Here is a 20,331-nt window from a genome sequence, read left to right as displayed (position 1 = left end):
CGGCCGAGGTGCTGGCGGGGGAACACGTCGGTGAGGATGGCGGCGCTGTTGGCCAGCAGCATCGCGGCGCCGGCGGCCTGCAGCACCCGCAGCCCCACCACGGTCCAGGCCGTCGGCGCCAAGCCGAGCAGCAGGCTCCCCAGTGTGTAGGCGGCGAGCCCGGCCAGGTACATGGCCCGCCGTCCGAACATGTCGGCGAAGCGGCCGAAGACGATGATCAGCACCGTGTTGGCCAGCATGAAGGACAGCAGGATCCAGCTCGCCTGCACCGGGCTAGCGCGGAAATGCCGGACCACCGCAGGCAGCGCCACGTTGAGGGAGTTCCCGCCCAAGCCCATCAGAACGCTGGCCATCGTCACCACCGACAACGTCCACCAGGCAATGCGCGAGGGCACGGCGGCGAGGCTGGAATGGTCGGCCTCGGCTTGCGTTGCGCAGGTCATGCTTGTCCATTCGGCCGGTTCATGAACCCACAGACTTTTTCGAAACGCCTTCGCTGGTTGAGTTGCCCTGTGCGAGACCAGGGATCAGATAACCGGCTCTGATCAGGTCGCTCAGCGGCGCATTCGGTCCATGCGCTCCTTCAGTTCCTCGCTGACGACCCGACGCTGGACTCGTTCGGCGAGTAGCGGAAACTGGCCGCCGAGCGCGCTGAGGACTCGTACTTCGAACGGTGCCACGTTCACTTCGGCGCTGTTCCGGTGGATCGCTGTAAGGACGGCCTCGCTGACTTGGCTGGGAGATGCGGTGCGCACTCCCGCGGGTGGTTTGATGCCGGTGTTGTGGAACATCCCGGCGTCTCTGACGAATCCCGGCTGGATGAGAGACACCCCGACACCGGTGCCGTCGAGGTCCTGGCGCAGTCCCAGGGTGAACCCACGCAGCCCGAACTTGGTCGCGCTGTAGAGAGCGTTGGAGGGGGATGATGCTTTTCCGGCCAATGACCCGATCATGACAATGTGCCCCCGGCCGGCCTCGATCATCGGCGGTGCCAGCCGATGTGCCAGCATTATCGGCGCACGCAGGTTGACCTCGAGTGCTGCGTCGATCTGTTCGGCTTCGTAGCTCAAAACCGTGCCGCTGGCAGGCAATGCCGCGTTGGCGACCAGGATGTCTACGCTCCCCGCGGCCTCGGCCAAGCGTTCCACATCAACTCGGTCGGCCAGATCGGCCACCAATGACCTTGCGCCGAGCGCCTCTGCCGCCGGTGCGAGCGAACCCTCCCGCCGACCAGTGATGAGCAGATCCGCCCCCTTTGCCTTGAGCGCCTGGCCGATGGCGCGCCCCAGTCCGCCGTTGGCGCCGGTCAGCAGCACCCGTGCACCCTTGATCTGCATCTCTTCTCCTCAAACAGGAAGTGTGCGTCTGGAAGGTGATTCACCGAGACCGCTAATATCGGAGGTGGGCTATTGGAGGGCTTCCTCGTGGAGGTATGGCCCAGTCGCCGGTGGACCGGGAAATGGGTGAGGCTGACCACACGCTGCGGTCCCGCGTAGACGATATAAATGCCCGGCGAGCGATCGCCCAGCTCCGTGGGGGCGTTTTCGGTGGCGAGGCTACCACTCGAAGTACGGTGTAAACAAGGTTTATGGCGCACGCCATGTATACCAACTGCGGCGAGGCGGCGACCGCGACCGCCGACGCGATGACGGCGTAACCCGCCAGCACGCCGAGGGCCTGCGTCGTCGCGTGGCCGGAGAAGTAGACGGTGTTGCGCACGGCGGTGGTCCCCGCGCCGGTCGGCAGTCAGCCCCGATGGCCCGCCGGAACGTCGGCAGCAGGGTCATCGGGTAGGCCCGCCCGAGTTGGGGTTGCCGAGGATGACGAACACGCACTGCCGAGCCCGGACGCGATCGCATACAGCGCGAGCGCTGAGCCGGATGACGGTGCGGCGCAGGTTCGTCGGGCGCGCGCCGAGGATCGCCGCGGCCAGGTAGCCGCCCACGATCCAGCCGATGACCAGGTAGAACGACGACAGGCCACGGCCGTCCCCGGCGGCCGGCGGGCGGATGTCGACGGTCCGCACCTGCCGGTGTCAGGACTGCTCGATCCCCGCCGCGATCTGCTGGGCGGTGCTGGGCACGGTGGGGCCGCTCGCGGACGCCACGGGTCGCCTTTCAGCGCGTTCAGCTGCGCGGTGACCTGTCCCGCCGCCTGCCCGGGCGCGACGACCGCGACTGGGATGCGGTGCGGCCCCGCTCCGGCCGGTCGCGGGTCTGATCATGGCCGGCGTGCCCGCTGAACGGCCGCTACACCTGTGGGAAGCGCGGCCGCTGCTTGCAAGGCATTTCGACCGCTTTGCGGTGGTAGGTCTTCCGCGTCCAGGCGACGGTGCGGTCAGTGGGGTATCCGGACCGATGACATCACCTGAGGTGGCATGCCCATGGCTGAAGGATGACGAGGCATCGTGTTGACAGTCTCTGATCGATAATGACACTCTACGTACGTTGTAAACAACGTTTATGCCGTATGTCGGCAAAGAGTGATCGAGCGCCGGTCACCTGAACAGGCGGAGGTATCCATGCGAATCGGTGTGGCGTTGGCCGAACGGAGCGGTCTCGACGCTTTGGAGCGGCTGACGAAGGAGGTGCGTCAGGCGGCCGCCGACGGACTCTCGTCGATATGGATTCCGAACGGTGCGGGGATGGACATGCTCACCGCGCTGGCAGTGATCGGGACTCGGGTGCCCGGCATCGAACTGGTACCGGCCGTGGTTCCGACCTACCCGCGTCACCCGGCCACGTTGGCGCAGCAGGCTCGGACGACCGCGTTCGCTCTGGGCCCAGGGCGGCTGACCCTGGGGATCGGGGCTTCGCACAAGATCGTGGTAGAGAGCGCGTACGGCTACGACTTCGACCGGCCCATACGACACATGGAGGAGTATCTGTCGGTCCTGGTGCCGCTGCTGGAGGGCGAGAGCGTCTCGTTCAGGGGCGAGACGGTCCGCGCGCAGATCGCTCTGTCGGTGCCGAACCCGGAGCGCGTACCGCTGCTCGTTGCAGCCCTGGGGCCGAAGATGCTGAAACTGGCCGGCGAGCGTGCGGACGGAACCGTCCTGTGGATGACCGGCCCCCGCACCGTCTGCGACCACATCGTGCCGACCATCAACGTCGCGGCCGAAACGGCGGGCCGCGCCCGGCCCCGCGTGGTGTGCATGCTGCCCATGGCCGTCACCGACGACGTCAAGGGCGCGCGGAAACGGGCGGGGGAGATTTTCGAGGCCTACGGGACGCTGCCCTCCTATCGGGCCATGATGGACCGCGAGGGCGTCGAAGGCCCGGCCGACCTCGCCATCGTGGGGAACGAGCAGGACGCGCGGGAGGCCCTTGAACAACTCGCCGCGGCGGGGGTCACCGACTTTGTGGCTGGAGAGTTCATGCGCGGCGAGGACGGCGCCCGCACCCGGGAGTTCCTGAAGACCTTTTCGAATTCGTAGGTGCGCCTCGAGGCCCCGACAGTACGGAGGGACGTCTTCCCGATCGGCGTTCGGCTCTCGCCGGAAAACCCTGGCTCCGGGGATGAGCCCCTATCAGTGGCGCATTGAGCCGACCGGAGTCCGGGAGGAATACAGCGAGGCGAAGTCTCGCCTGCATCGGCCTCATCCGCATCAAGGTGAGCCGAGTGCGTGGGCGGTGGCCCCTGCCGTCCATCCGGCGTGCGCGTAAACTTGCCAGGCCAACGGGCCCCTGATCGCCAACCGGGTGGGCCGGTCGGACGGAGGGAGACGGGGTCATGCCGAAGCCTGCGCCGCAGCGCGTCATGAGGGTCGTGCTTACCCGTGAGCTCATCGTGCACACGTCGGTCGACCTCATCGAGCGCAAGGGGCCCGAGGCCCTCTCGATGAGGGCGGTCGGCGCCGAGCTCGGGGTGACGGCGATGGCGATGTACAAGCATGTGCCGAACAAGGACGCGCTGGTTGAGGGCATCGCCGAGTACGTGATGGACACCATGGATCTGCCGGAGGCCCCGCCGGGAGACTGGCGCTCGGGAGCCCGGGAGCTGGTACGGGCGTTCCGCAGGACCGCCAACGAGTATCCGCGGAGCATGGCGCTGGTGGTGGCGAGCAAGACCGGCATTCCCGTGGGGCTGCGCGCGATCGAACGCGCCCTCGGACTCTGCGACGAGGCGGGACTCGACGGGAAGACCTCGGTTCATGTGATGCGCTCGCTGATGGCGTACGCGCTGGGCTCCCAGCTGCGCGAGGCCGGCCAGAGCAAACTGATGCGGGAACCGTCGGGTGATCTGGCCGATGACCTGCAGGATTCGGATGCTGGAGCTTGCCTGCCCGGAGAGGACCACCCGGGCGAGCTCAGCGAGCACGGGACGGACGCCGACTTCGAGTTCGGTCTCGAACTCTTCCTGTCTTCGATCGAGCACATGGGCAGCCCCGCGAACTGAGGAGAGCGGTCTTCGCTCTACGGGCCGTGTTTCCGCATTCTCGACTTCTGTGTGCTCAGTACGATCAGCCGGCCGTACGGGGCAGCCGGTCCAGGGCGGACAGCAGCATTTCCAGTCCGCATTCGAAATCGGCGTCGTGGTCGGGGCGGAGTAGGACGTCGGCGAGGGCGACGACGTGCGGTATCTCCTCGAGGTCCACGCCCAGTCCCGTGTCGCCGGTTCCAGTGGGAAGGGCGTGCGGCATCGTGAGTGCTTCGCCCTCCATCATCTGGGCGCCTATCACGTAGGACATCAGAGCCCGCAGCGCGCGTACCGAGGTCACGGTGTCGAATCCGGCTGCTTCGAGCAATGCCAGGGCCCGCTGGGCCGTCCGCGAACCGAACCGCTGCCCGACCCTGCTCGTCAGTACGAGGTACATGCTGCGGGGGTAGCGGTGGGCGGTCGCACGGAAGGCGGCGACCAGGGTGCGGACGTTGCGCTTCCAGTCCTGGTGAGGCGCGGCGTCAGGCTCGGGGACGACGAGACCGGACAGTATGGACTCGGCCACCGCTTCGAGAAGCGCCTCTTTGTTCGGTACATGGTTATAAAGGGACATCACGCCGACGTCGAGTTCGGCCGCGATCTTGCGCATGGACAGGGACTTGGGGCCGTCTCGCTCGATGAGCGTGATGGAGGTCCGCACGATCTGCTCGCGTGTCAGCCCTTCGACGCGATCGGCCCGTCTGGTCGCCATCACCGTCCCGTTCGCGTGGCCTCATCGTTGTGCAGGACGCATCGCCTGCGCTGCCAACCAGAGACTATCCATTCCCCGGGGGGCCGTGCGTGGACGGAGCACGCCACGGACGGCCCCGCGGCGGTCCCTGCCGCAGGGCGCCCGCGGCGAGTTCACGAGCCGACAGCTGCCTGTAGTGGTCATGCAGAGCCAGCAGTCCGCGGTACGTGGAGATCTTCTCCCGCTTCCTCCAGGAGAAGGTGGGGCTGGCCTAGCCGAAGCAGATCCTGACCTACGTCAAAGGGCGAGCAGCTTTTCGCGGGCGTTGTCGTACTCCCAGGTGAACCGGGTGTCGCCGGCCATGGGGACCGTCCAGCCGCAGGGTGGGACAGGAGCGGTGTAGAGATCGCGGGTCGGCAAGCGGGGCTCCTCGCGATGTGGCGTACAGCATAAACCTTGTTTACCTCGTACTTACCGTGGCATGGTGGCTCTGACGGTGTCAACGGACTCCGGAGGAGTGCTGAGCGGAACCGCACCCGCCGGCACATGGAGGTTGTCATGGCAACGGTGACCGCCGGCGTCACGAACGTGACGTGGGTCGACAGGAAGAAGCATCTATGGCTGCTGGGCCTGCTCGTCCCCTTGTCGCCTTTCCTGTCCTGGGGCTTGGTCACGCTCAGCGGATGGGAGATCTTCTGGTTCACCGGGGTTCTGGTGCTGGGCCTGTTCGGACCGATCCTCGACAGCGTTCTGGGCGAGGATTCCAGTAATCCCCCAGAGCGTCCTCGCCTGGCTGGAGAAGCAGAAGTACTACCGTTGGTGCGTCTATCTATACGTGCCGCTCCAGTACGCGGGCCTGATCATGGCGTCCTGGATATGGTCGCGCGGCGATGTGTCGATGCTCGGCAAGATCGGCCTCGCCCTGACGATCGCCAACGTCGGTGGTGTCGGTATCAACACCGCCCACGAGCTCGGCCACAAGAAGGAGTCGGTGGAGCGCTGGCTGTCGAAGATCACTCTGGCGCAGACGGCGTACGGGCACTTCTACATCGAGCACAACCGCGGCCATCACGTCCGGGTGGCCACCCCGGAGGATCCTGCCAGCGCCCGGCTGGGTGAGAGCTTCTACCGGTTCTGGCCTCGCACGGTGTGGGGCGGTCTCGCATCTGCGTGGCGCTTGGAGAAGGCGCGTTTGGCGCGCATGGGCAAACGGCCATGGACGATGCGCAATGACGTGGTCAACGCCTGGGCGATGACCGTCGTCCTGTTCGGCGCCCTGATCGCGGTGTTCGGGCCTGGGATCGCGCCCTACCTGCTCGTCCAAGCGGTGTTCGGATTCACGATGCTGGAGGTCATCAATTACCTGGAGCATTACGGGCTTCGACGGCAGAAGACGCCCAGCGGACGGTACGAGCGCTGTGCCCCCCGGCACTCGTGGAACAGCAACAGCATCGCCTCCAACATCCTGCTGTACCACTTGCAGCGCCACAGTGACCACCATGCGAACCCCACCCGCCGCTACCAGGCCCTTCGGCACTTCGATGAGGCGCCGCAGCTACCCGCGGGCTATTCGGTGATGACCAGGCTTGTTTTCGTGCCGCCATTGTGGCGGCGTGTCATGGACAAGCGTGTCATCGCCCACTACGGCGGTGATGCGAGCCTGGCCAACATCCAGCCCGGGCAGTACGCCCGTTACGGCGTTACGCCGTCCGGCGAGAGCACGGGGGTGGCGCCTTGACCTACCGCTGCCCGGTCTGTGGTTACGAGTACGTCGAGGAGGCCGGGGAGCCACGCGAAGGCTTTCCGGCCGGGACGCCCTGGGCGGAGATTCCCGCCGACTGGTGCTGTCCGGACTGCGGTGTCCGCGAGGCCGTCGATTTCGAGAAGGTGTGACATGCGGTACCGAGTGTGGGAGTGCGTGGTCTGCGGTTTCGTCTACGACGAAGCACAGGGCTGGCCTGAGGAGGACATCGCGCCGGGCACCCGCTGGCAGGACATTCCCGACGACTGGTCCTGTCCCGAGTGCGGTGCGGCCAAAGCCGATTTCCAGATGATCGAAATCAGCCGTGCCTGACCGGATCGGCGAGTCCGCCCGCATCGTCATCGTCGGCACCGGGATCGCCGGCGCCACGGCCGCGCTGACCCTGCGAGCCGAGGGCTACCAGGGCGGCGTCGTGCTGGTCGGCAGCGAGCACGCAGAGCCCTATCGACGGCCGCCGCTGTCGAAGGATCTGCTCGCCGGACGGACATCGACTGAGCGGATACGGCTGAGATCCGCTGAGGCGTGGGCGGTGCAGCACATCGATCTGCGCAGTGGTGTCACGGCCACGGCGCTGGATCGCGCACGGAGGACGGTCCAGTTGTCGGACCGTACCGAACTCGGCTATGACCGGCTCCTGCTCGCGACCGGCGGTCGGCCGCGCACGATCGAGGGCGTGCCGACGCTGCGGACTCGTGAGGACGCACTGGCGCTGCGCGCCCGTCTGCGCGAGGGCGGGCGCATACTGATCATCGGCGCCGGGCTCATCGGGCTGGAGACGGCGGCGACGGCGTCGGCCATGGGATGCCAGGTGACCGTCTGGGAGGCCGACGACCGGGTCCTGGGGCGGGTCGTGCCCGGCGAGCTCGCCGCACCCATCGCTGCGCTGCACCGCGAGCACGGTGTCGACCTGCGGTTGAACACACCGGTACGGCACGTCACCCGCCTGCCCGGTGGCGGCTTTCGCGCCGTTGGTGACGACGTGCAATGGTCCGGCGACCATGTGCTCGCCGCGATCGGCATCGTTCCGGAGACGGAGCTCGCCGCGCACAGCGGTTTGCCCGTGGACGACGGCATCCTCGTCGACCTTTGCCTGACCACGTTCGATCCGGCCGTCTACGCGGCCGGAGACGTCGCACGCCTCCCTGCGGGACGTCGCGAACACTGGTCGGACGCCCAGGCACAGGGCGCCACCGCCGCGCGGAACATGCTCGGCCGGCGTTCTCCGCACACGGCGATCCCTTGGTGCTGGTCCGATCAGTACGACCTCAAGCTCCAGATCTGTGGACGTCTCGCGGGCGAGCCCGTGGTGTCCGGCGATCTCGCCGGCCGCGACGCCTCGATCCGCTTCGTGCACAGCGGAGATCTGGTCGGTGCCGTGTGCATGAACCGCCCCCGGGAACACCGTGAACTCCGGGACCGCATCGAGAAGACCGCGAGCGGCGCACAAGCGAGGACCTGCCGCGCGGGTTCTGGCCGAGGCTGACCCCGTGGACCTCAACTCTCCGGCGTGGGCGGGGTCGTCGCCGTCCGCGATATTGCCGGCGAGGCGGCGAAGAGCGCGCGGACGGCGTCGCCGACCTGGCCGGCGACCGCGCCGGGGGAGGAGGCGTCGAGCTTGCCGTCCAGGTGCAGGAACGCCAGGCCGTGGACCAGGGCCCAGATCGAGGTCGACAGGGCGTCCGGATCCGCGTCGGGGAAGGTGCCGTGCACGATGCCGCGCACGTACTCCCAGATGGCGATGGTCGCGCTGACCCGCTCCTCGTTGTTCGGGTCGCAGGGCTCGGCGAACATCACCCGGAACAGCGCCGGATGGTCGAGCGCGAAGCGCACGTAGGCGACGGCGACCGCGGCGAGGTCGTCGGGAGTGGCGGGCGAGGGGTGAGCGGCGCTGAGGTGCTCGGCGAGTTCGCGGTAGCCCTGCGCGCCGACCGCGGAGACCAGTGCGTCGCGGTCGGCGTAGTGACGGTAAGGGGCCGTCGCCGACACGCCGGCCCGCCGCGCCACCGCCCGCAGCGAAAGCGCGGCGCTGCCGTCCTCCTCGAGCAGCTCCCGCGCCGCCTGCAGGCAGGCGGCGCGCAGGTCGCCATGGTGGTAAGAGGCACCTTCGCGCGCCATTGATCACACTCCTCTATCGACGGCGCCTACGCCGATCGGTCGATGTATGCGCCGCGCACATGGTAGGCGATGGGCACGCGGGCCCGCGCGGAAGGGCCGACCGGCCGGACGAGCGCGGGCCGCGATGCCTCAACGAGAGCCGGCCTTCTTGATCACCGTCAGCGCGGTGGTCATGAGGAGGGCCCAGGTCTGGGGTGAAATGCGAGCCGGTGGAGTGAACCCGTGGACGCGCTGGTGGGCGACGGTCTGGGGCTCGGTGTATTTCAGGATCCCGTCGGCCCCGTGGCGGCGGCCGATGCCCGAGTCGCCCATGCCGCCCATCGGTGCGTCGATGCTTCCCCACGCGGCGGCGAACGCCTCGTTGACGTTGACGGTGCCGGCGTGGAGGCGGGCGGCCACGGCCCGGCCCCGGGCGCCGTTGCGGGTCCACACGCTGGCGTTGAGCCCGTAGGGCGTGGCGTTGGCCCGGGTGATCGCCTCCTCGTTGTCGCGGACGGGGTAGATCGAGACGACGGGCCCGAAGGTCTCGTTGTCGTACAGCGTCATGTCGGGCGTGACGTCGGTGAGGATGGTCGGTTCGTAGAACAGCGGGCCGAGGTCGGGCCGCGCCCTGCCGCCGGCCAGGACGGTGGCGCCCTTCGTGACGGCGTCGTCGACGTGCGCGGTGACGGTGTTGAGCTGGGCGGGGGTGGTGAGACTGCCGACGTCGCTGCTGTAGTCGTAGGCGGCGCCGATGCGGAGCGCATTGGTGCGGGCGACGAACGCGGCGACGAAGCGGTCGCGGACGGCCTCGGCGACGTAGAGGCGTTCGATGGAGACGCAGAGCTGGCCGGCGGAGGGGAAGCACGCCGCGACGGCGCCGTCGGCGGCACGGTCGATGTCGGCGTCCTCGAGGACGAGCATGGCGTTCTTGCCGCCGAGTTCGAGGGAGGAGCCGATGAGGCGTTCGCCGGCGTCGCGCGCGATCCGGCGGCCGCTGGCGGTGGAGCCGGTGAACATCATGTAGTCGGCGCCTGCCATCAGCGCGCCGCCGATGGAACCGCCTCGTCCGATCACCATCTGCCACACGCCGGAGGGCAGGCCGGCCTCGTGCATCAGGTCGAGTGCCCACAGCGCGGTGAGCGCGGTCTGGGTGTCGGGCTTCTGGACGACGGCGTTGCCGGCCATGAGCGCTGGGATGGCGTCGCCGGCGGCCATGCTGAGGGGGTAGTTCCAGGGCGAGATGACCGCGACGACGCCCTTGGGGTGGCGCAGTTCGGTGGTGCGGGTCAGGACCGGGATCGCGCCGCGGCGCCGCTTGGGCCCGAGGAGCCGGGCGGCGCTGCGCGCGTAGTATCGGGCGGTGATCGCGATGTCGGTCACCTCGAGGAACGCGTCGCGGCGGGTCTTGCCGCTCTCGGCCTGCATCAGGTCCAGCGCCTCGTCCTGGCGGGCGAGGACGAGGTCGTGGAAACGCAGCAGGATCCTCTTGCGCTCGCGGACGGACATGGCGGCCCAGTCCCGCTGGGCGGTGCGGGCGCGCGCGAAGGCGCCCTCGACGTCCGCGGGCGTCGAGACCGGCAGGTCGGCCAGCGGCGTCCCGGTGTAGGGCGCGCTGGTGGTGATGCGCGCGGCGTTCGCCGCGGCGGTGACCCGCCGGGCCAGCCGCTTGACGAGGGCCGGGGTCAGCGACGGCGGCAGGGGGCTGGGCACGACGGGCGCCGGGCCGGCGTGATGGGTGGCCATGGCAGGGCTCCTTGTTCAGTTTCGGTCAGGGACCGAGGTGGGGACCGGCATGTGCAGGGCGAGTTGGCCTTCGGTGACGACGTCGAGCTGGACGCTCTTGATGGGCTTGAGCGATCGCAGGTCGTCGGCCAAGCGGCCTTCGCCGACCTGGAGAGCGGCGCCGCGCGGGAGGTGCGCGGTTCCGGCGGCGAGCACGTTGGTCTGGCTCAGCGTCGAGTGCCACGCGCCGTTGATCGTCGTGTACGACGTCAGGGTGGAGACGCGCCGGCCGCTGGGGTGACGGGTCTGGGCAGGTGTCGGCGCCGAGAACGCCAGGTCGGTTCCGCCGGTGTCGTTGGCGACGCGCGCCGCCGTCCGATCTCCGTCGATGTCGACATCGAGCTCGGTGACCCACTTGGGGAAGCCGTAGCCGTCGTGGCCGCGGACCTGGGCGATGTCGGTGCTCACTGGCAGCGACAGCACATAGGAATCGAGGTTCTCGTTCTTGAGGGCGGCGAGGAGGTCGACGAATCCGAGCCGGCCGTGCCGGGCCGGTCGCACGGCGATGCCGACGGCGGCCTCGGTGTAGAAGTCGATGTCGCAGACGTCGTAGCGGAAGAACATGACCGAGACCAGCCCGAGACCCGGCGCGACCTCCAGCGGCGCCAACTCCACGGGCAGTCGGGCACGGATCGCACGGGAACGGGCGAGCATCGTCAGCCGCGCGGTCGAGATGCGGTAGTAGAAGTTCGGGCTGAGCGTGGCGCCGATCAGGGAATCGACCCTGGTCTTGGGCATCCGCCGGAAGAAGTCCACGCTGGGGACGCGGGGGTCGCGGGCGACCTCGTCGAGGTCGGTGTCCATCCGGTACCGGTCGTAGAGGCCGTTCTTGGGGACCGGGACCCTGCGGCCGCCGAGTTCGACCTCGACCACGTCCTGCCGGGTTGATGACATCGGGAGCTCCTCACGCTGATGTTAGCAATGCATACATGAGGCTATCCGGCAATGTAAGCACCGTCAACAAGGTGGCTCGCGAGTGCCGCGGCGCCCGCGAAGGGTGGGGTCGGGATCAATGTTGACACTGCATACTCCACCACCTAATGTGGATGGTGTAAACATTGGGTGCCGGGGTATCCGGATGGCGGTCGCCATGGCCGTGACCTGCACGATCGACGGACGGTCGTCCAGCCGCGGCTCTTGGCCTCTCAGCCGGATCGTCGGTGGATCCGGCGCTATCGGAGGGAGACAGAGAGATGACCAAGGCTCTCTTCGTGGTGTCCGCAGCCGATCGGTGGACACTGCGGGACGGCGCGGTGCACCCGTCGGGCTACTGGGGTGAGGAACTGGCGGTGCCGCACAAGATCTTCACCCGGGCCGGATGGGAGATCACGATCGCGACCCCGGGCGGCAAGGCGCCGACGCTGGACCGGCTCAGCATGTCCCGCACCGCCGGCAGGCCGTCCAAGCTGCGCGAAGTGGCACGGTACCTGGACTCGATCCAGACCGAGCTGGACAGCCCCAGGACCCTGGAGGACATCGACCCGGACGAGTTCGATGTGGTCTTCTACCCCGGCGGGCACGGCCCCATGGAGGACCTGGCCTATGACCCGGTCTCGGGCGCACTGCTGACCCGCGTGCTTCACTCCGGCAAGCCGCTGGCGCTGCTGTGCCACGCACCGGCCGCGGCGTTCGCAGCCAAGAACCAGGACGGATCGTGGCCGTTCACCGGCTACCGGATGACGGGCCTGTCCAACCTGGAGGAGAAGTTCAACAGCTTCGGCCGCAAGGCCATCTGGCTACTGGAGGACCGCTTGCGCGAGAGCGGCGCTGACTACGTCAAGGCGCGCCTGCCGCTGCGACCGTTCATCGTGGTCGACCGCAACCTGTACACCGGGCAGAACCCCGCCTCCTCCGAGCGGCTCGCCGACCGCCTCGTGAACGACCTCACCCCGCAGCCCCGCTGAGCACCGTCCGCCGGACGCTCCAGCCGGGGCCAGGTCCCTTCGTCCTTCCGCGCAATTCCGTGCCGCCATGTCGGCGTGAACGTCCCAAGGGAGAGCACAGTCCATGACCGGCCGCATCATCCTGCTCGGCGCCACCGGCTACACCGGTGACCTGGTCCTGGCCGCCCTTCTGCGCCGCGGAGTGAAACCGACCATCGCCGGACGCAATGCCGCCGCGGTGACGGCCCTGGCCGAGCGGTCAGGCGGCCTCGACCACGTGATCGTGGACGCCACCGAGCCCGCCGGCCTGCAGGAGCATCTGCGGCGCGGCGACGTCCTGATCACCACCGTCGGCCCGTTCGAGCGCTTCGGGTACCCCGTCGCGCAGGCCGCCGCCGACGCCGGCGCCCACTACATCGACTCCACCGGCGAGGTCGGGTTCGTCCGCACCCTGCGCGACCGGCACCACGAGCGTGCGCGCGACACGGGCGCGGTGATGCTGCCCGCCTTCGGCTACGACTACGTTCCCGGCGTCCTGGCCGGAACGCTCGCCGCCCTGGAAGCGGGCGACGCCGCACGCGCGCTCCGCATCGGCTACTTCGCCGGCGGCCCGCTCTGGCGCGGGATCAGCGGCGGCACCCGCGCCACCATGCGCGACGGCCTGACGCTTCCCTCGCCGCGCTGGTACCGGAACCGTCTGGTCGAGGAGCGCACCGCCTCCCGCGTCCACGGCTTCACCGTCGGGGACCGCCGCAAGTCCGCCTCCCTCGTCTCCGGCACCGAGGTGCTGTTCCTGCCCGAGGCCTTCCCGGGCCTGGAGGAGGTCACGGTCTACAACGGATGGTTCCCCGCGCTCAGCCGCCCCCTCTCCCTCCTCTCGGGGCTCGCCAACACCGCCGTGCGCCTGCCCGCGGGCCGTCGATTGATCGACTTCCTGTCGCGCCCGCTCCTGCTCGGCCCTTCTGGCGGTCCTGACGCCGCCATGCGCGCCCGCATCCCGTCCCACGTCGTCGCCGTCGCCTCGAGCGGGGTCCCGGGCAGTCGGCCCCTCGCCGAGATCCACCTCCAGGGATCCAACCCCTACGGCCTGACCGGCGAACTCATCGCCTGGGCCGCCCACCACATCACCACGCACTCCGACCTCACCCCGGGAGTGGTCGGCCCCACCGAGGCCTTCGGCCTCGAAACGCTCCGCCGGGCCTGCACCGAGATCGGACTCACCGTCGTCTGAGCCCCGCCCGGCGGCGGCACGGCGATCACTGCCAGCCGCGCATGTCGACCGGCCATCGCTCGATCACCTGTTCGCCGTCGACCGTGGAGGGTCACGGTCGGATCGACGTGGGCGGAGAGCACGCGGATGAGGTCGCCCACTGCGGGTCGGGTGCCGATTTCGGTGCTGAACGTGGTGTGTTCGTCGGAGCAGAACCAGACCTTGGCGCCGTCGATGCTCGGGAGGCCGTGGTCGAAGCTGAGCGGCGCGCCAGTGAGGACCGTGGGCTCGGTGCTGAGAAGATCGTCGGCGGCCTGGCGGATCACCGCGGAGGGCGGGGCATCGCCCGGGAACGTCGTCACAACTGGAAGTGCAGGAAAAACGGTGCTGTCGGTGTTGTTGAACACTCGAAGTTCTCAACACGTTCTTCCGACAGATTTCCGGGGCGCTCGGGCAGTGAAGAGACTGCGCGCGGGGTGTTGAAGAATCGAACGATTCTCAGACACCCCTGCGTGGTGCGGCGAGATGTTCCGGTCAGGTTCGGGTCGGCGCGGTGGTGAGCCTGTGGACGAGGAGGTCGATCACGGCTCGTTTGTCGGCATCGTCGGGCCGGTGGGTGAGGAGGCCTTCGATGACGAAGGTGCCGATCGCGGTCATGGCGGGGAGGTCGGCTTCGGCGGCGCCGGCTTTGCGGAGGTCGTCGGCGACCAGGGTGTCGGCGAGTTCGTGGAAGCCGGTGTGCCAGGCGTGGACGGCGGGTGAGGCCGGGGCGCGGGTGTGGACGGTGTTGACGAGGCCGTGCAGCCGTTCGAGCTGGTCGACGGCCCACAGGAGCCGGTCGCCGAGCGGCCGGTCGGCGATGGTCGTGTACTGGGCGAGGGCTTCGGCCAGCAGGCGGTCCAGGACGGCGATGAGCAGGTCGTCCTTGTCGCGGAAGTACCAGTAGATCGTGTTGACGGTGACGCCGGCGGTCTTGGCGATCTGGCCCATGGACGCCGACTCGTAGCCGTCGTCGATGAACAGCTGCTGGGCGGCGGCGAGGATCTCCTCGCGTTTCTCCTCGCGGTCTTGGGGGCGTCGGTTCCGGGGCACCCCCACATCCTATCTTGAACGCCCCTCAAGAAGGCGCTAGGTTTCTTGAAGACCGTTCAAGAAGTGAGGTGGGCCCCCATGGAGACCGGCCACGCGGCTGCCGAGCTGCTCGGGCTGGACACGACCGGGCTGCTGGCGTTCTTCGCCACGCTGCCCGCCCCGTCCATCGAGGAGATGGACGGGGAGTACACCGCCCGGCTGCTGGCCCAGCCCAACCTGGTCGCCTCGGTGACCGGGCGCGGCACAGTGTCGAATCCGCTCGCGCCGTGGCTGTGCAAGGCGTTCCGGCCCGTCGACGGCCAGATCGGGCGCGGCTACAACACCTTCCGCCAGTTCGGCCGCATCCGGCAGCGCTATGCGATGCACACGCTCATCGCACCGTCGCGCTATGACGGCCGTCCCGCCTACACGCTGGTCTACCGCGCCTACGCCTCGATGTGCGGGGCGATCAATATGGTCGACGAGGTCCGCCGCGCGGCGCCCGGTGTCTACCTGGGCATCGGGACGTGGGGATTCACCGCACGGCAGCGCCGCATCCCCCTGCCCTTCCTGCTCACCGGCCCCGTCGGCGCCTACCGCGGTGACATCGGCACCGCTCGCCGCGGCTTCACCCCGGGCTCGCGTGAACTGCCCGGCCCGAAGGAGGCCGCCCAGTGACGAAGTGGCTGTTGTACGGCGCCAACGGCCATACCGGCGAGCTGATCGCCCGGGAGGCGCGCAAGAGGGGCCTGGAACCGGTCCTCGCCGGCCGGAACCTCACAGCGGTCAAGCTATTGGCCGAGGACCTCGGCGCCGGGCCGTTCTCGGTGACGGCGCCCCTGATGATCGACGCGTGCGTGCGCACCAGCACCCACTACCTCGACATCACCGGCGAGATGGACGTCTTCGCCTACGCCCGCGAGACCGACGGCCAGGCCCGCGCTGCTTCGGCAACGGCACCGAACCCGCGCTCGCCTTCCCCGCCGCCGACCTCCACAGCGTCCACCACAGCACCGCGATCCCCAACATCGAGGTGTACCTCCCGATGCCCTCCCCGCTGATCCGCGGCACCCAGATCAGCAGGCGATTCACCGGACTGCTGGCCCGTCCCCGCGTCCGCGACGCCGTGCACAAGCTGATCGACAAGACGGTGAAAGGCCCCGACGCGAACCAACGTGCCACCAGCAGCGCCCACGTGTGGGGCGAGACCACCGACCCGGCCGGCCGGCGGGCCACCGCCCGCATCACCACGGCCAACCCCTACCACCTCACCATCAACGGCGCCCTCACCGCCGTCACCGACCTCCTCGCCGCCACTGCCCCCCGTCTCGGCGCGCACACGCCCGCGGCCCTGTTCGGCGCCGACCTCATCACCCGGCTCCCCGGCAGCGGCCCCTCACCATCAGCTCGACCGAAGGAATCCTGACGTGACCACCGTCCCCCGCTCCGCGCTCATCACCGGCGCCTCCGCAGGCATCGGCGCGACGTTCGCCCGCCACCTGGCCGCCCGCGGCTACCAACTCCTGCTGGTCGCCCGCCGCGCCGACCGCCTCCACGAACTCGCCGCCCAGCTCACCGAACAGCACAAGGTCCGATGTGAGGTCTTCGCCGCCGACCTCACCGACCCCGCCTCCCCTGCAGCGATCCTGCGATACGCCGACGAGCAGGGCCTGAACATCGACGTCCTGATCAACAACGCCGGATTGTCGGGCAAGACCGCGTTCGCCGACACCCCCTGGGACACTCTCGCCGGAGAGATCCAGCTGATGGTGACCGCCCAGACCGAACTCGCCCACCGCGTCATCCCCGGCATGAAGGAACGCCGCTGGGGCCGCATCGTCAACCTGTCCTCCGTCGCCGCGTTCGCCCCGCCCGCGGCCAGCCTGCTCTACACCGGCATCAAGTCCTACGTCCTCAACACCTCCCAAGCCCTCGACATGGAACTCAAACCCCACGGCATTTACGTCACCGCCCTGTGTCCCGGCTTCACCCACACCGAATTCCACGACGTCATGGGCACCCGCGACAAAGCCAACCACCTACCCGGCATCCTGTGGCAGCAACCCGAAGTCGTCGTGGCCGAAGGCTGGAAAGCCGTCCAGAACGGCAAACCCGTGTGCGTCCCCGGACTCGTCAACAAGATCTCCGCCGCCGCCATGAAACCCCTGCCTACCCGCCTGGCCTATCTCGCCGGCAAGACCCTCAACCCCTTCAAGAACAGCTGAACCCCTTACCTCCGTTCATCGGCCGCCGACCCGGCCCGCCCCGAAGCCCGACCACACCCCGGAACCCATCGGGGACTTCTCAGACACCCCAAGGAGGAGGGGCCCGAGGCGAGCGGCGGCCTGCGGCGGATCCGGTGGCAAGCACTATGACTGATCTGCATCCCAGCCGGGCTGGTCGGTGCTGCGGAGCGCGCGGACGCCGGTGGGACCGAGGTCGGGCCGGCTGAAGGAGTAGGTGCCGGTCACGTTGATGTGGCGGCGGGCGTTCCGTGGAGGGGCCTGGCCGCCGCGAGATGACCTTGCGGTGTCGATCGGCTGAGGCGGCCTGTACTGGTCATTGCCGCCAGGGGCGGCTGAGTTCGCTAACGCGGCCAACAAACGATCAAGAGGCCGGTCCTCCGTATGGAGAAAACGGCCTCTGAGCTGGTACTTCTCTGTCGGGACGGCGGGATTTGAACCCACAACCCCTTGACCCCCAGGCGCAGCAGATCAGTCGATCGGGGAGCCTCTCACCTGCAGAAACGCCCTGGGGGAGTCGCGGCGGGTCCGGGGGAGTCGACCAAAGGTGGCTCCCTAATTGGCTCCCGTGCGGCTCCCTGCAATCTGGGAGGTGGTGCTATACGACAAACAAGATCATAATCGGCTGCGAAGGCCGCTACAGCGTCAGTTGTCCTTGGTTCGTGTCGATGGAGCGGACTGTCGGACAAGGCCGCCTCTCACCTGGATGAACACGGATGCCGGTGGGCGGATCCGAGCAACTCGACCCCTGTGGATTGAAAGTCCGAAACTGTCGTATCAACGCGGCGTTTTCGGTGTCATTCTGTGCTGGCCTTACCGTATCGAGCCCGATTTCTTTGCCGTCCCATGTCGCCGCGTGCCGACGCGGCCCCGAACCCAGCGAGTGAGGTGGGTATGCATTAGGGCGTTTAGGCACCCGCATCCTCAGACTTCAGCCGCCGGGCTGGCTCAGTGACCCGCAGTTTTGCACCGCCGTGGTCAACACGACCTCCGGTGCGACCCGCATCTCCGGTATCCGGTGGGACGACCCGCACTTCGCCACCGGCTATGGCGGCCATCTCGCCTACGCCCAGTCCAAGACCGCCAACATGCCGTTCGCCGTCGAGCTGGACCGCCGGTGGTCCCAGGATGGGATCCGCGGCTACGCAGCGCACCCGGGCATCATCGTCGGCACGAACCTGGGCGGCTCGATGCCCTCGGACCAGGTGCGGGCCATGAACGTGGCGATGGGCCTGGTCGACGAGGCCGGCCGATCATCGGCCTCGCGGGCGAAAAGAAGACGCCCCAGCAGGGTGCCGCCACCATCGTGTTCGGTGCCGCCAGTCCGGTGCTCGCCGACACCGGCGGCGTTTACCTCAGGGACAACGACATCTCGCCGCTGGACGACGCCGTCGATCCCACTGCCCAAGGCGCCGACCTGATCCGCTCCCAGAACGTCGTTCCGCACTCCATCGACCCCCAGGCCGCCCAGCGGCTATGGACGATGAGCGGACAGCTGATCAAAGCGTGATCGCCTTCCTCGCGGCGGCGCGGGATCAGATCGGTCCTTGATCAACGACTGGGGCGTCGTGGAGATCGGCGGCTTGGTCCTGCAGGGCCGTCACCATCGCCTGTGCCTGCGCGGACGGGTGTGGCCTGGTCACGGCGAGGGTCGCGCGGCCGGTCCAGTGGCTGTCGGTGACGGCCACGGCCCGTACACCGGCCGGCAGGGCCGGGCGGGCCTGGGCGGGGATGACGGTGATGCCCAGGCCTGCCGCGACCAGGCCGAGGCGTGTCGACCAGTTGCGCGAAGTGTGGGCGATGTGCGGGTCGGTCAGGGTGGGCCAGGCTCCGAACTGCGGCTCTCCGGCCGTGCCGTCGCCGGTGATCCATTGCTCTCGGGCAAGGTCCGGCACCGTGACGGTGGTGTGGTTGGCGAATCGGTGGGTGTCCGGGACGGCGACCAGGAGGTCGCCTTGGAGCACGGCGGTCTGCCGCAGGTCGCTCAGGTCGTAGTCGGGCAGGCCCTGGCCGATGCCGATGACCGCCACGTCCAGCCGCCCGGCCCTCAGCCGCCGGAGCAGGGTCGGCGTGGCGGCCTCGTCCAGGACCACGGCGAGCCCTGGATGGCCGGATGTCACCTGCGCCATCGCCCGCGGGACCAGCGCCATGGCGGCGGTGGGGTAGGCGCCGATCGTCAGGCGGCCGGCGAGCCGGTCACGAAGACCGGCGAGTTCCAGCTCGGTCGCCGCCAGGTCCGCGAGGACCTCGCCCGCGCGGCGGACGAGCACCTGGCCGGCCGGTGTGAGTGCCACACCTCGGCGGCTGCGGTCGAACAGCGGTGCCTCGGCCGCGGCCTCCATCGCCGCGATCTGGCGGGAGACGGCCGACTGGGTGTAGCCGAGGATCTCGGCGGCCCGGGTGAACGATCCGGCGGCGGCGACCTGGTGGACGATGCGCAGACCGGTGAGGGTGAACTCGGCCATGGCCGGAACCTACCATGCGCTTAGCTCATGGATTCGGTGCGAAACCATCGTTGGACAGCATGGTTCGGCGAAGGCAGGCTGGAGCCATGACGAAGCGATTTACCCGGGAAGAACTGGTGGCGCGCGTGGTCCGCGCCGGTGAGCTGGAGGTATCGGGCGAAGATCCGGCCGAGGCCGCGACGTACTTCGACACCGACAAGTTCCGCTTTCACGGCCCCGACGGCTTCGAATCCGACTTCGCCGGACTCGATGCCTATTTCGCGGCGGTGCGCGCCGCCTTCGACGACCGGTCGATCCGGCGCGGCATCGTCGTTGCCGAGGGCGACCACATGGCCTGCCAGACCTGGATCGAGGGCACCTTCGTCCGGGAGTTCACGCAGTCGCCGGCCGGTCCGCTGCCGCCCAACGGCGAACGCGTCGTGTTCGACCTGATCAACATCTTTCGCTTCGACGATCGGGGCCGCCTCATCGAGGAATGGGTGCGCACCGACAACCGCGCCTTCCTGCGCCAGTTGGGCGCCGAAGGAAAGTAGCTGGACGGGGTTGAGGAGCCTGCGCACATCGGTCGTCTGCTCGGACTTGTGGCAGATCGCACTCGCGCCCTCGTTCCCTCACTGGGCGTTTCATCCTGCGAGTTCCGTTTGATTTCGGGTCAGGTGCCCCGCCATGTGGGAGTGGATTCGCCGGTGAGGCGGCGGCTCATGAGGT

24 protein-coding genes and 1 pseudogene are annotated in these 20,331 nt (G+C 68.7%); 14 read left to right on the top strand and 11 right to left on the bottom strand.

What is annotated here, in order from left to right; translation table 11 throughout:
• The 3 genes from AB0C78_RS47965 to AB0C78_RS47955 all read right to left on the bottom strand — a co-directional run.
• On the bottom strand, positions 1-395 hold a 395-nt coding region (locus AB0C78_RS47965), incomplete at its 3' end, for an MFS transporter (protein ID WP_360761826.1).
• Between the two features lie 159 nt (positions 396-554).
• Entirely contained in the window at positions 555-1,337 is a 783-nt protein-coding gene (locus tag AB0C78_RS47960) for an SDR family NAD(P)-dependent oxidoreductase (RefSeq protein WP_360761825.1), read from the bottom strand.
• Between the two features lie 446 nt (positions 1,338-1,783).
• Complete coding sequence (locus tag AB0C78_RS47955) at positions 1,784-2,026, bottom strand: hypothetical protein (RefSeq protein ID WP_360761823.1); 243 nt, start codon at positions 2,024-2,026, stop codon at positions 1,784-1,786.
• Between the two features lie 495 nt (positions 2,027-2,521).
• On the opposite strand from AB0C78_RS47955, the gene AB0C78_RS47950 reads away from it, so the two are divergent.
• Both AB0C78_RS47950 and AB0C78_RS47945 read left to right on the top strand, forming a co-directional pair.
• The gene (locus AB0C78_RS47950) at positions 2,522-3,436 is read left to right on the top strand and encodes an LLM class F420-dependent oxidoreductase (RefSeq protein WP_360761822.1); all 915 of its coding nucleotides are present in this window, start codon (positions 2,522-2,524) and stop codon (positions 3,434-3,436) included.
• Between the two features lie 296 nt (positions 3,437-3,732).
• The gene (locus AB0C78_RS47945; protein WP_360761820.1) at positions 3,733-4,398 is read left to right on the top strand and encodes a TetR/AcrR family transcriptional regulator C-terminal domain-containing protein; all 666 of its coding nucleotides are present in this window, start codon (positions 3,733-3,735) and stop codon (positions 4,396-4,398) included.
• Between the two features lie 64 nt (positions 4,399-4,462).
• Here AB0C78_RS47945 and AB0C78_RS47940 read toward each other — a convergent pair whose 3' ends face one another.
• Together AB0C78_RS47940 and AB0C78_RS47935 are read right to left on the bottom strand one after the other, a co-directional pair.
• Positions 4,463-5,131: a TetR/AcrR family transcriptional regulator C-terminal domain-containing protein gene (locus AB0C78_RS47940; protein ID WP_360761818.1), complete on the bottom strand. Its 669-nt coding sequence runs from the start codon at positions 5,129-5,131 to the stop codon at positions 4,463-4,465.
• A 276-nt stretch (positions 5,132-5,407) separates the two neighbouring features.
• Entirely contained in the window at positions 5,408-5,530 is a 123-nt protein-coding gene (locus AB0C78_RS47935) for a hypothetical protein (protein WP_360761817.1), read from the bottom strand.
• A gap of 415 nt (positions 5,531-5,945) precedes the next feature.
• On the opposite strand from AB0C78_RS47935, the gene AB0C78_RS47930 reads away from it, so the two are divergent.
• From AB0C78_RS47930 to AB0C78_RS47915, 4 genes are read left to right on the top strand one after another with little or no spacing between them, the layout of a single operon-like run.
• Positions 5,946-6,848, top strand: coding sequence for an alkane 1-monooxygenase (locus AB0C78_RS47930; RefSeq protein WP_360761815.1), 903 nt, complete (start codon positions 5,946-5,948; stop codon positions 6,846-6,848).
• Positions 6,845-7,003: a rubredoxin gene (locus AB0C78_RS47925; RefSeq protein WP_360761813.1), complete on the top strand. Its 159-nt coding sequence runs from the start codon at positions 6,845-6,847 to the stop codon at positions 7,001-7,003. The genes AB0C78_RS47930 and AB0C78_RS47925 overlap by 4 nt, the downstream gene beginning before the upstream one ends.
• Position 7,004: 1 nt before the next feature.
• The gene (locus tag AB0C78_RS47920) at positions 7,005-7,184 is read left to right on the top strand and encodes a rubredoxin (RefSeq protein WP_360761811.1); all 180 of its coding nucleotides are present in this window, start codon (positions 7,005-7,007) and stop codon (positions 7,182-7,184) included.
• Positions 7,177-8,355 (top strand): FAD-dependent oxidoreductase, encoded by a 1,179-nt coding sequence (locus tag AB0C78_RS47915; RefSeq protein WP_360761810.1) that lies wholly within the window; start codon positions 7,177-7,179, stop codon positions 8,353-8,355. Before AB0C78_RS47920 ends, AB0C78_RS47915 begins: the two co-directional genes overlap by 8 nt.
• An 11-nt stretch (positions 8,356-8,366) precedes the next feature.
• On the opposite strand, the gene AB0C78_RS47910 is transcribed toward AB0C78_RS47915, so the two are convergent.
• The 3 genes from AB0C78_RS47910 to AB0C78_RS47900 form a co-directional block, all read right to left on the bottom strand.
• The gene (locus AB0C78_RS47910; protein WP_360761808.1) at positions 8,367-8,987 is read right to left on the bottom strand and encodes a TetR/AcrR family transcriptional regulator; all 621 of its coding nucleotides are present in this window, start codon (positions 8,985-8,987) and stop codon (positions 8,367-8,369) included.
• Positions 8,988-9,116: 129 nt separating this feature from the next.
• Positions 9,117-10,712, bottom strand: a complete 1,596-nt coding sequence (locus AB0C78_RS47905) for a succinic semialdehyde dehydrogenase (RefSeq protein ID WP_360761806.1) — start codon at positions 10,710-10,712, stop codon at positions 9,117-9,119.
• Between the two features lie 15 nt (positions 10,713-10,727).
• Positions 10,728-11,645: an acetoacetate decarboxylase family protein gene (locus AB0C78_RS47900; RefSeq protein WP_360761804.1), complete on the bottom strand. Its 918-nt coding sequence runs from the start codon at positions 11,643-11,645 to the stop codon at positions 10,728-10,730.
• A 299-nt stretch (positions 11,646-11,944) separates the two neighbouring features.
• On the opposite strand from AB0C78_RS47900, the gene AB0C78_RS47895 reads away from it, so the two are divergent.
• Both AB0C78_RS47895 and AB0C78_RS47890 read left to right on the top strand, forming a co-directional pair.
• Positions 11,945-12,655, top strand: coding sequence for a type 1 glutamine amidotransferase domain-containing protein (locus tag AB0C78_RS47895; RefSeq protein ID WP_360761803.1), 711 nt, complete (start codon positions 11,945-11,947; stop codon positions 12,653-12,655).
• Positions 12,656-12,758: 103 nt separating this feature from the next.
• Positions 12,759-13,865 carry a saccharopine dehydrogenase NADP-binding domain-containing protein gene (locus tag AB0C78_RS47890; protein WP_360761802.1) on the top strand — a complete coding sequence of 369 codons (1,107 nt, stop codon included), beginning with the start codon at positions 12,759-12,761 and terminating at the stop codon, positions 13,863-13,865.
• 92 nt (positions 13,866-13,957) lie between these two features.
• Here the strand turns inward: AB0C78_RS47890 and AB0C78_RS47885 are convergent.
• Both AB0C78_RS47885 and AB0C78_RS47880 read right to left on the bottom strand, forming a co-directional pair.
• A pseudogene (locus AB0C78_RS47885) lies at positions 13,958-14,170 on the bottom strand (hypothetical protein); the annotation flags it as partial.
• A 208-nt stretch (positions 14,171-14,378) separates the two neighbouring features.
• Positions 14,379-14,936 (bottom strand): helix-turn-helix domain-containing protein, encoded by a 558-nt coding sequence (locus AB0C78_RS47880; protein WP_360761800.1) that lies wholly within the window; start codon positions 14,934-14,936, stop codon positions 14,379-14,381.
• Between the two features lie 78 nt (positions 14,937-15,014).
• Between AB0C78_RS47880 and AB0C78_RS47875 the strand changes: the two genes are divergently transcribed.
• From AB0C78_RS47875 to AB0C78_RS47855, 5 genes are all read left to right on the top strand, one after another.
• The gene (locus AB0C78_RS47875; protein ID WP_360761798.1) at positions 15,015-15,593 is read left to right on the top strand and encodes a hypothetical protein; all 579 of its coding nucleotides are present in this window, start codon (positions 15,015-15,017) and stop codon (positions 15,591-15,593) included.
• Positions 15,590-15,976, top strand: a complete 387-nt coding sequence (locus AB0C78_RS47870; RefSeq protein ID WP_360761797.1) for a hypothetical protein — start codon at positions 15,590-15,592, stop codon at positions 15,974-15,976. The genes AB0C78_RS47875 and AB0C78_RS47870 overlap by 4 nt, the downstream gene beginning before the upstream one ends.
• Entirely contained in the window at positions 15,961-16,341 is a 381-nt protein-coding gene (locus AB0C78_RS47865) for a hypothetical protein (protein WP_360761795.1), read from the top strand. The genes AB0C78_RS47870 and AB0C78_RS47865 overlap by 16 nt, the downstream gene beginning before the upstream one ends.
• Before the next feature lies 1 nt (position 16,342).
• Positions 16,343-17,140: an SDR family oxidoreductase gene (locus tag AB0C78_RS47860; protein WP_360761793.1), complete on the top strand. Its 798-nt coding sequence runs from the start codon at positions 16,343-16,345 to the stop codon at positions 17,138-17,140.
• A gap of 1,324 nt (positions 17,141-18,464) precedes the next feature.
• Entirely contained in the window at positions 18,465-18,668 is a 204-nt protein-coding gene (locus AB0C78_RS47855; protein WP_360761791.1) for a hypothetical protein, read from the top strand.
• Positions 18,669-18,693: 25 nt separating this feature from the next.
• Here AB0C78_RS47855 and AB0C78_RS47850 read toward each other — a convergent pair whose 3' ends face one another.
• On the bottom strand, positions 18,694-19,623 hold the full coding sequence (locus AB0C78_RS47850; protein ID WP_360761789.1) for a LysR family transcriptional regulator: 930 nt from the start codon (positions 19,621-19,623) through the stop codon (positions 18,694-18,696).
• An 86-nt stretch (positions 19,624-19,709) separates the two neighbouring features.
• On the opposite strand from AB0C78_RS47850, the gene AB0C78_RS47845 reads away from it, so the two are divergent.
• A complete protein-coding gene (locus AB0C78_RS47845) occupies positions 19,710-20,156 on the top strand; it encodes an ester cyclase (protein WP_360761787.1) in 447 nt (148 codons plus the stop codon).
• Positions 20,157-20,331 lie beyond the last annotated feature (175 nt).

It is taken from the genome of Actinomadura sp. NPDC048394, assembly GCF_040651755.1.
In the GTDB taxonomy this organism is placed as follows: domain Bacteria; phylum Actinomycetota; class Actinomycetes; order Streptosporangiales; family Streptosporangiaceae; genus Spirillospora; species Spirillospora montaniterrae.
Note: the sequence above shows the minus strand (reverse complement) of the source record. Positions and strands in the feature narration are given on the sequence as shown.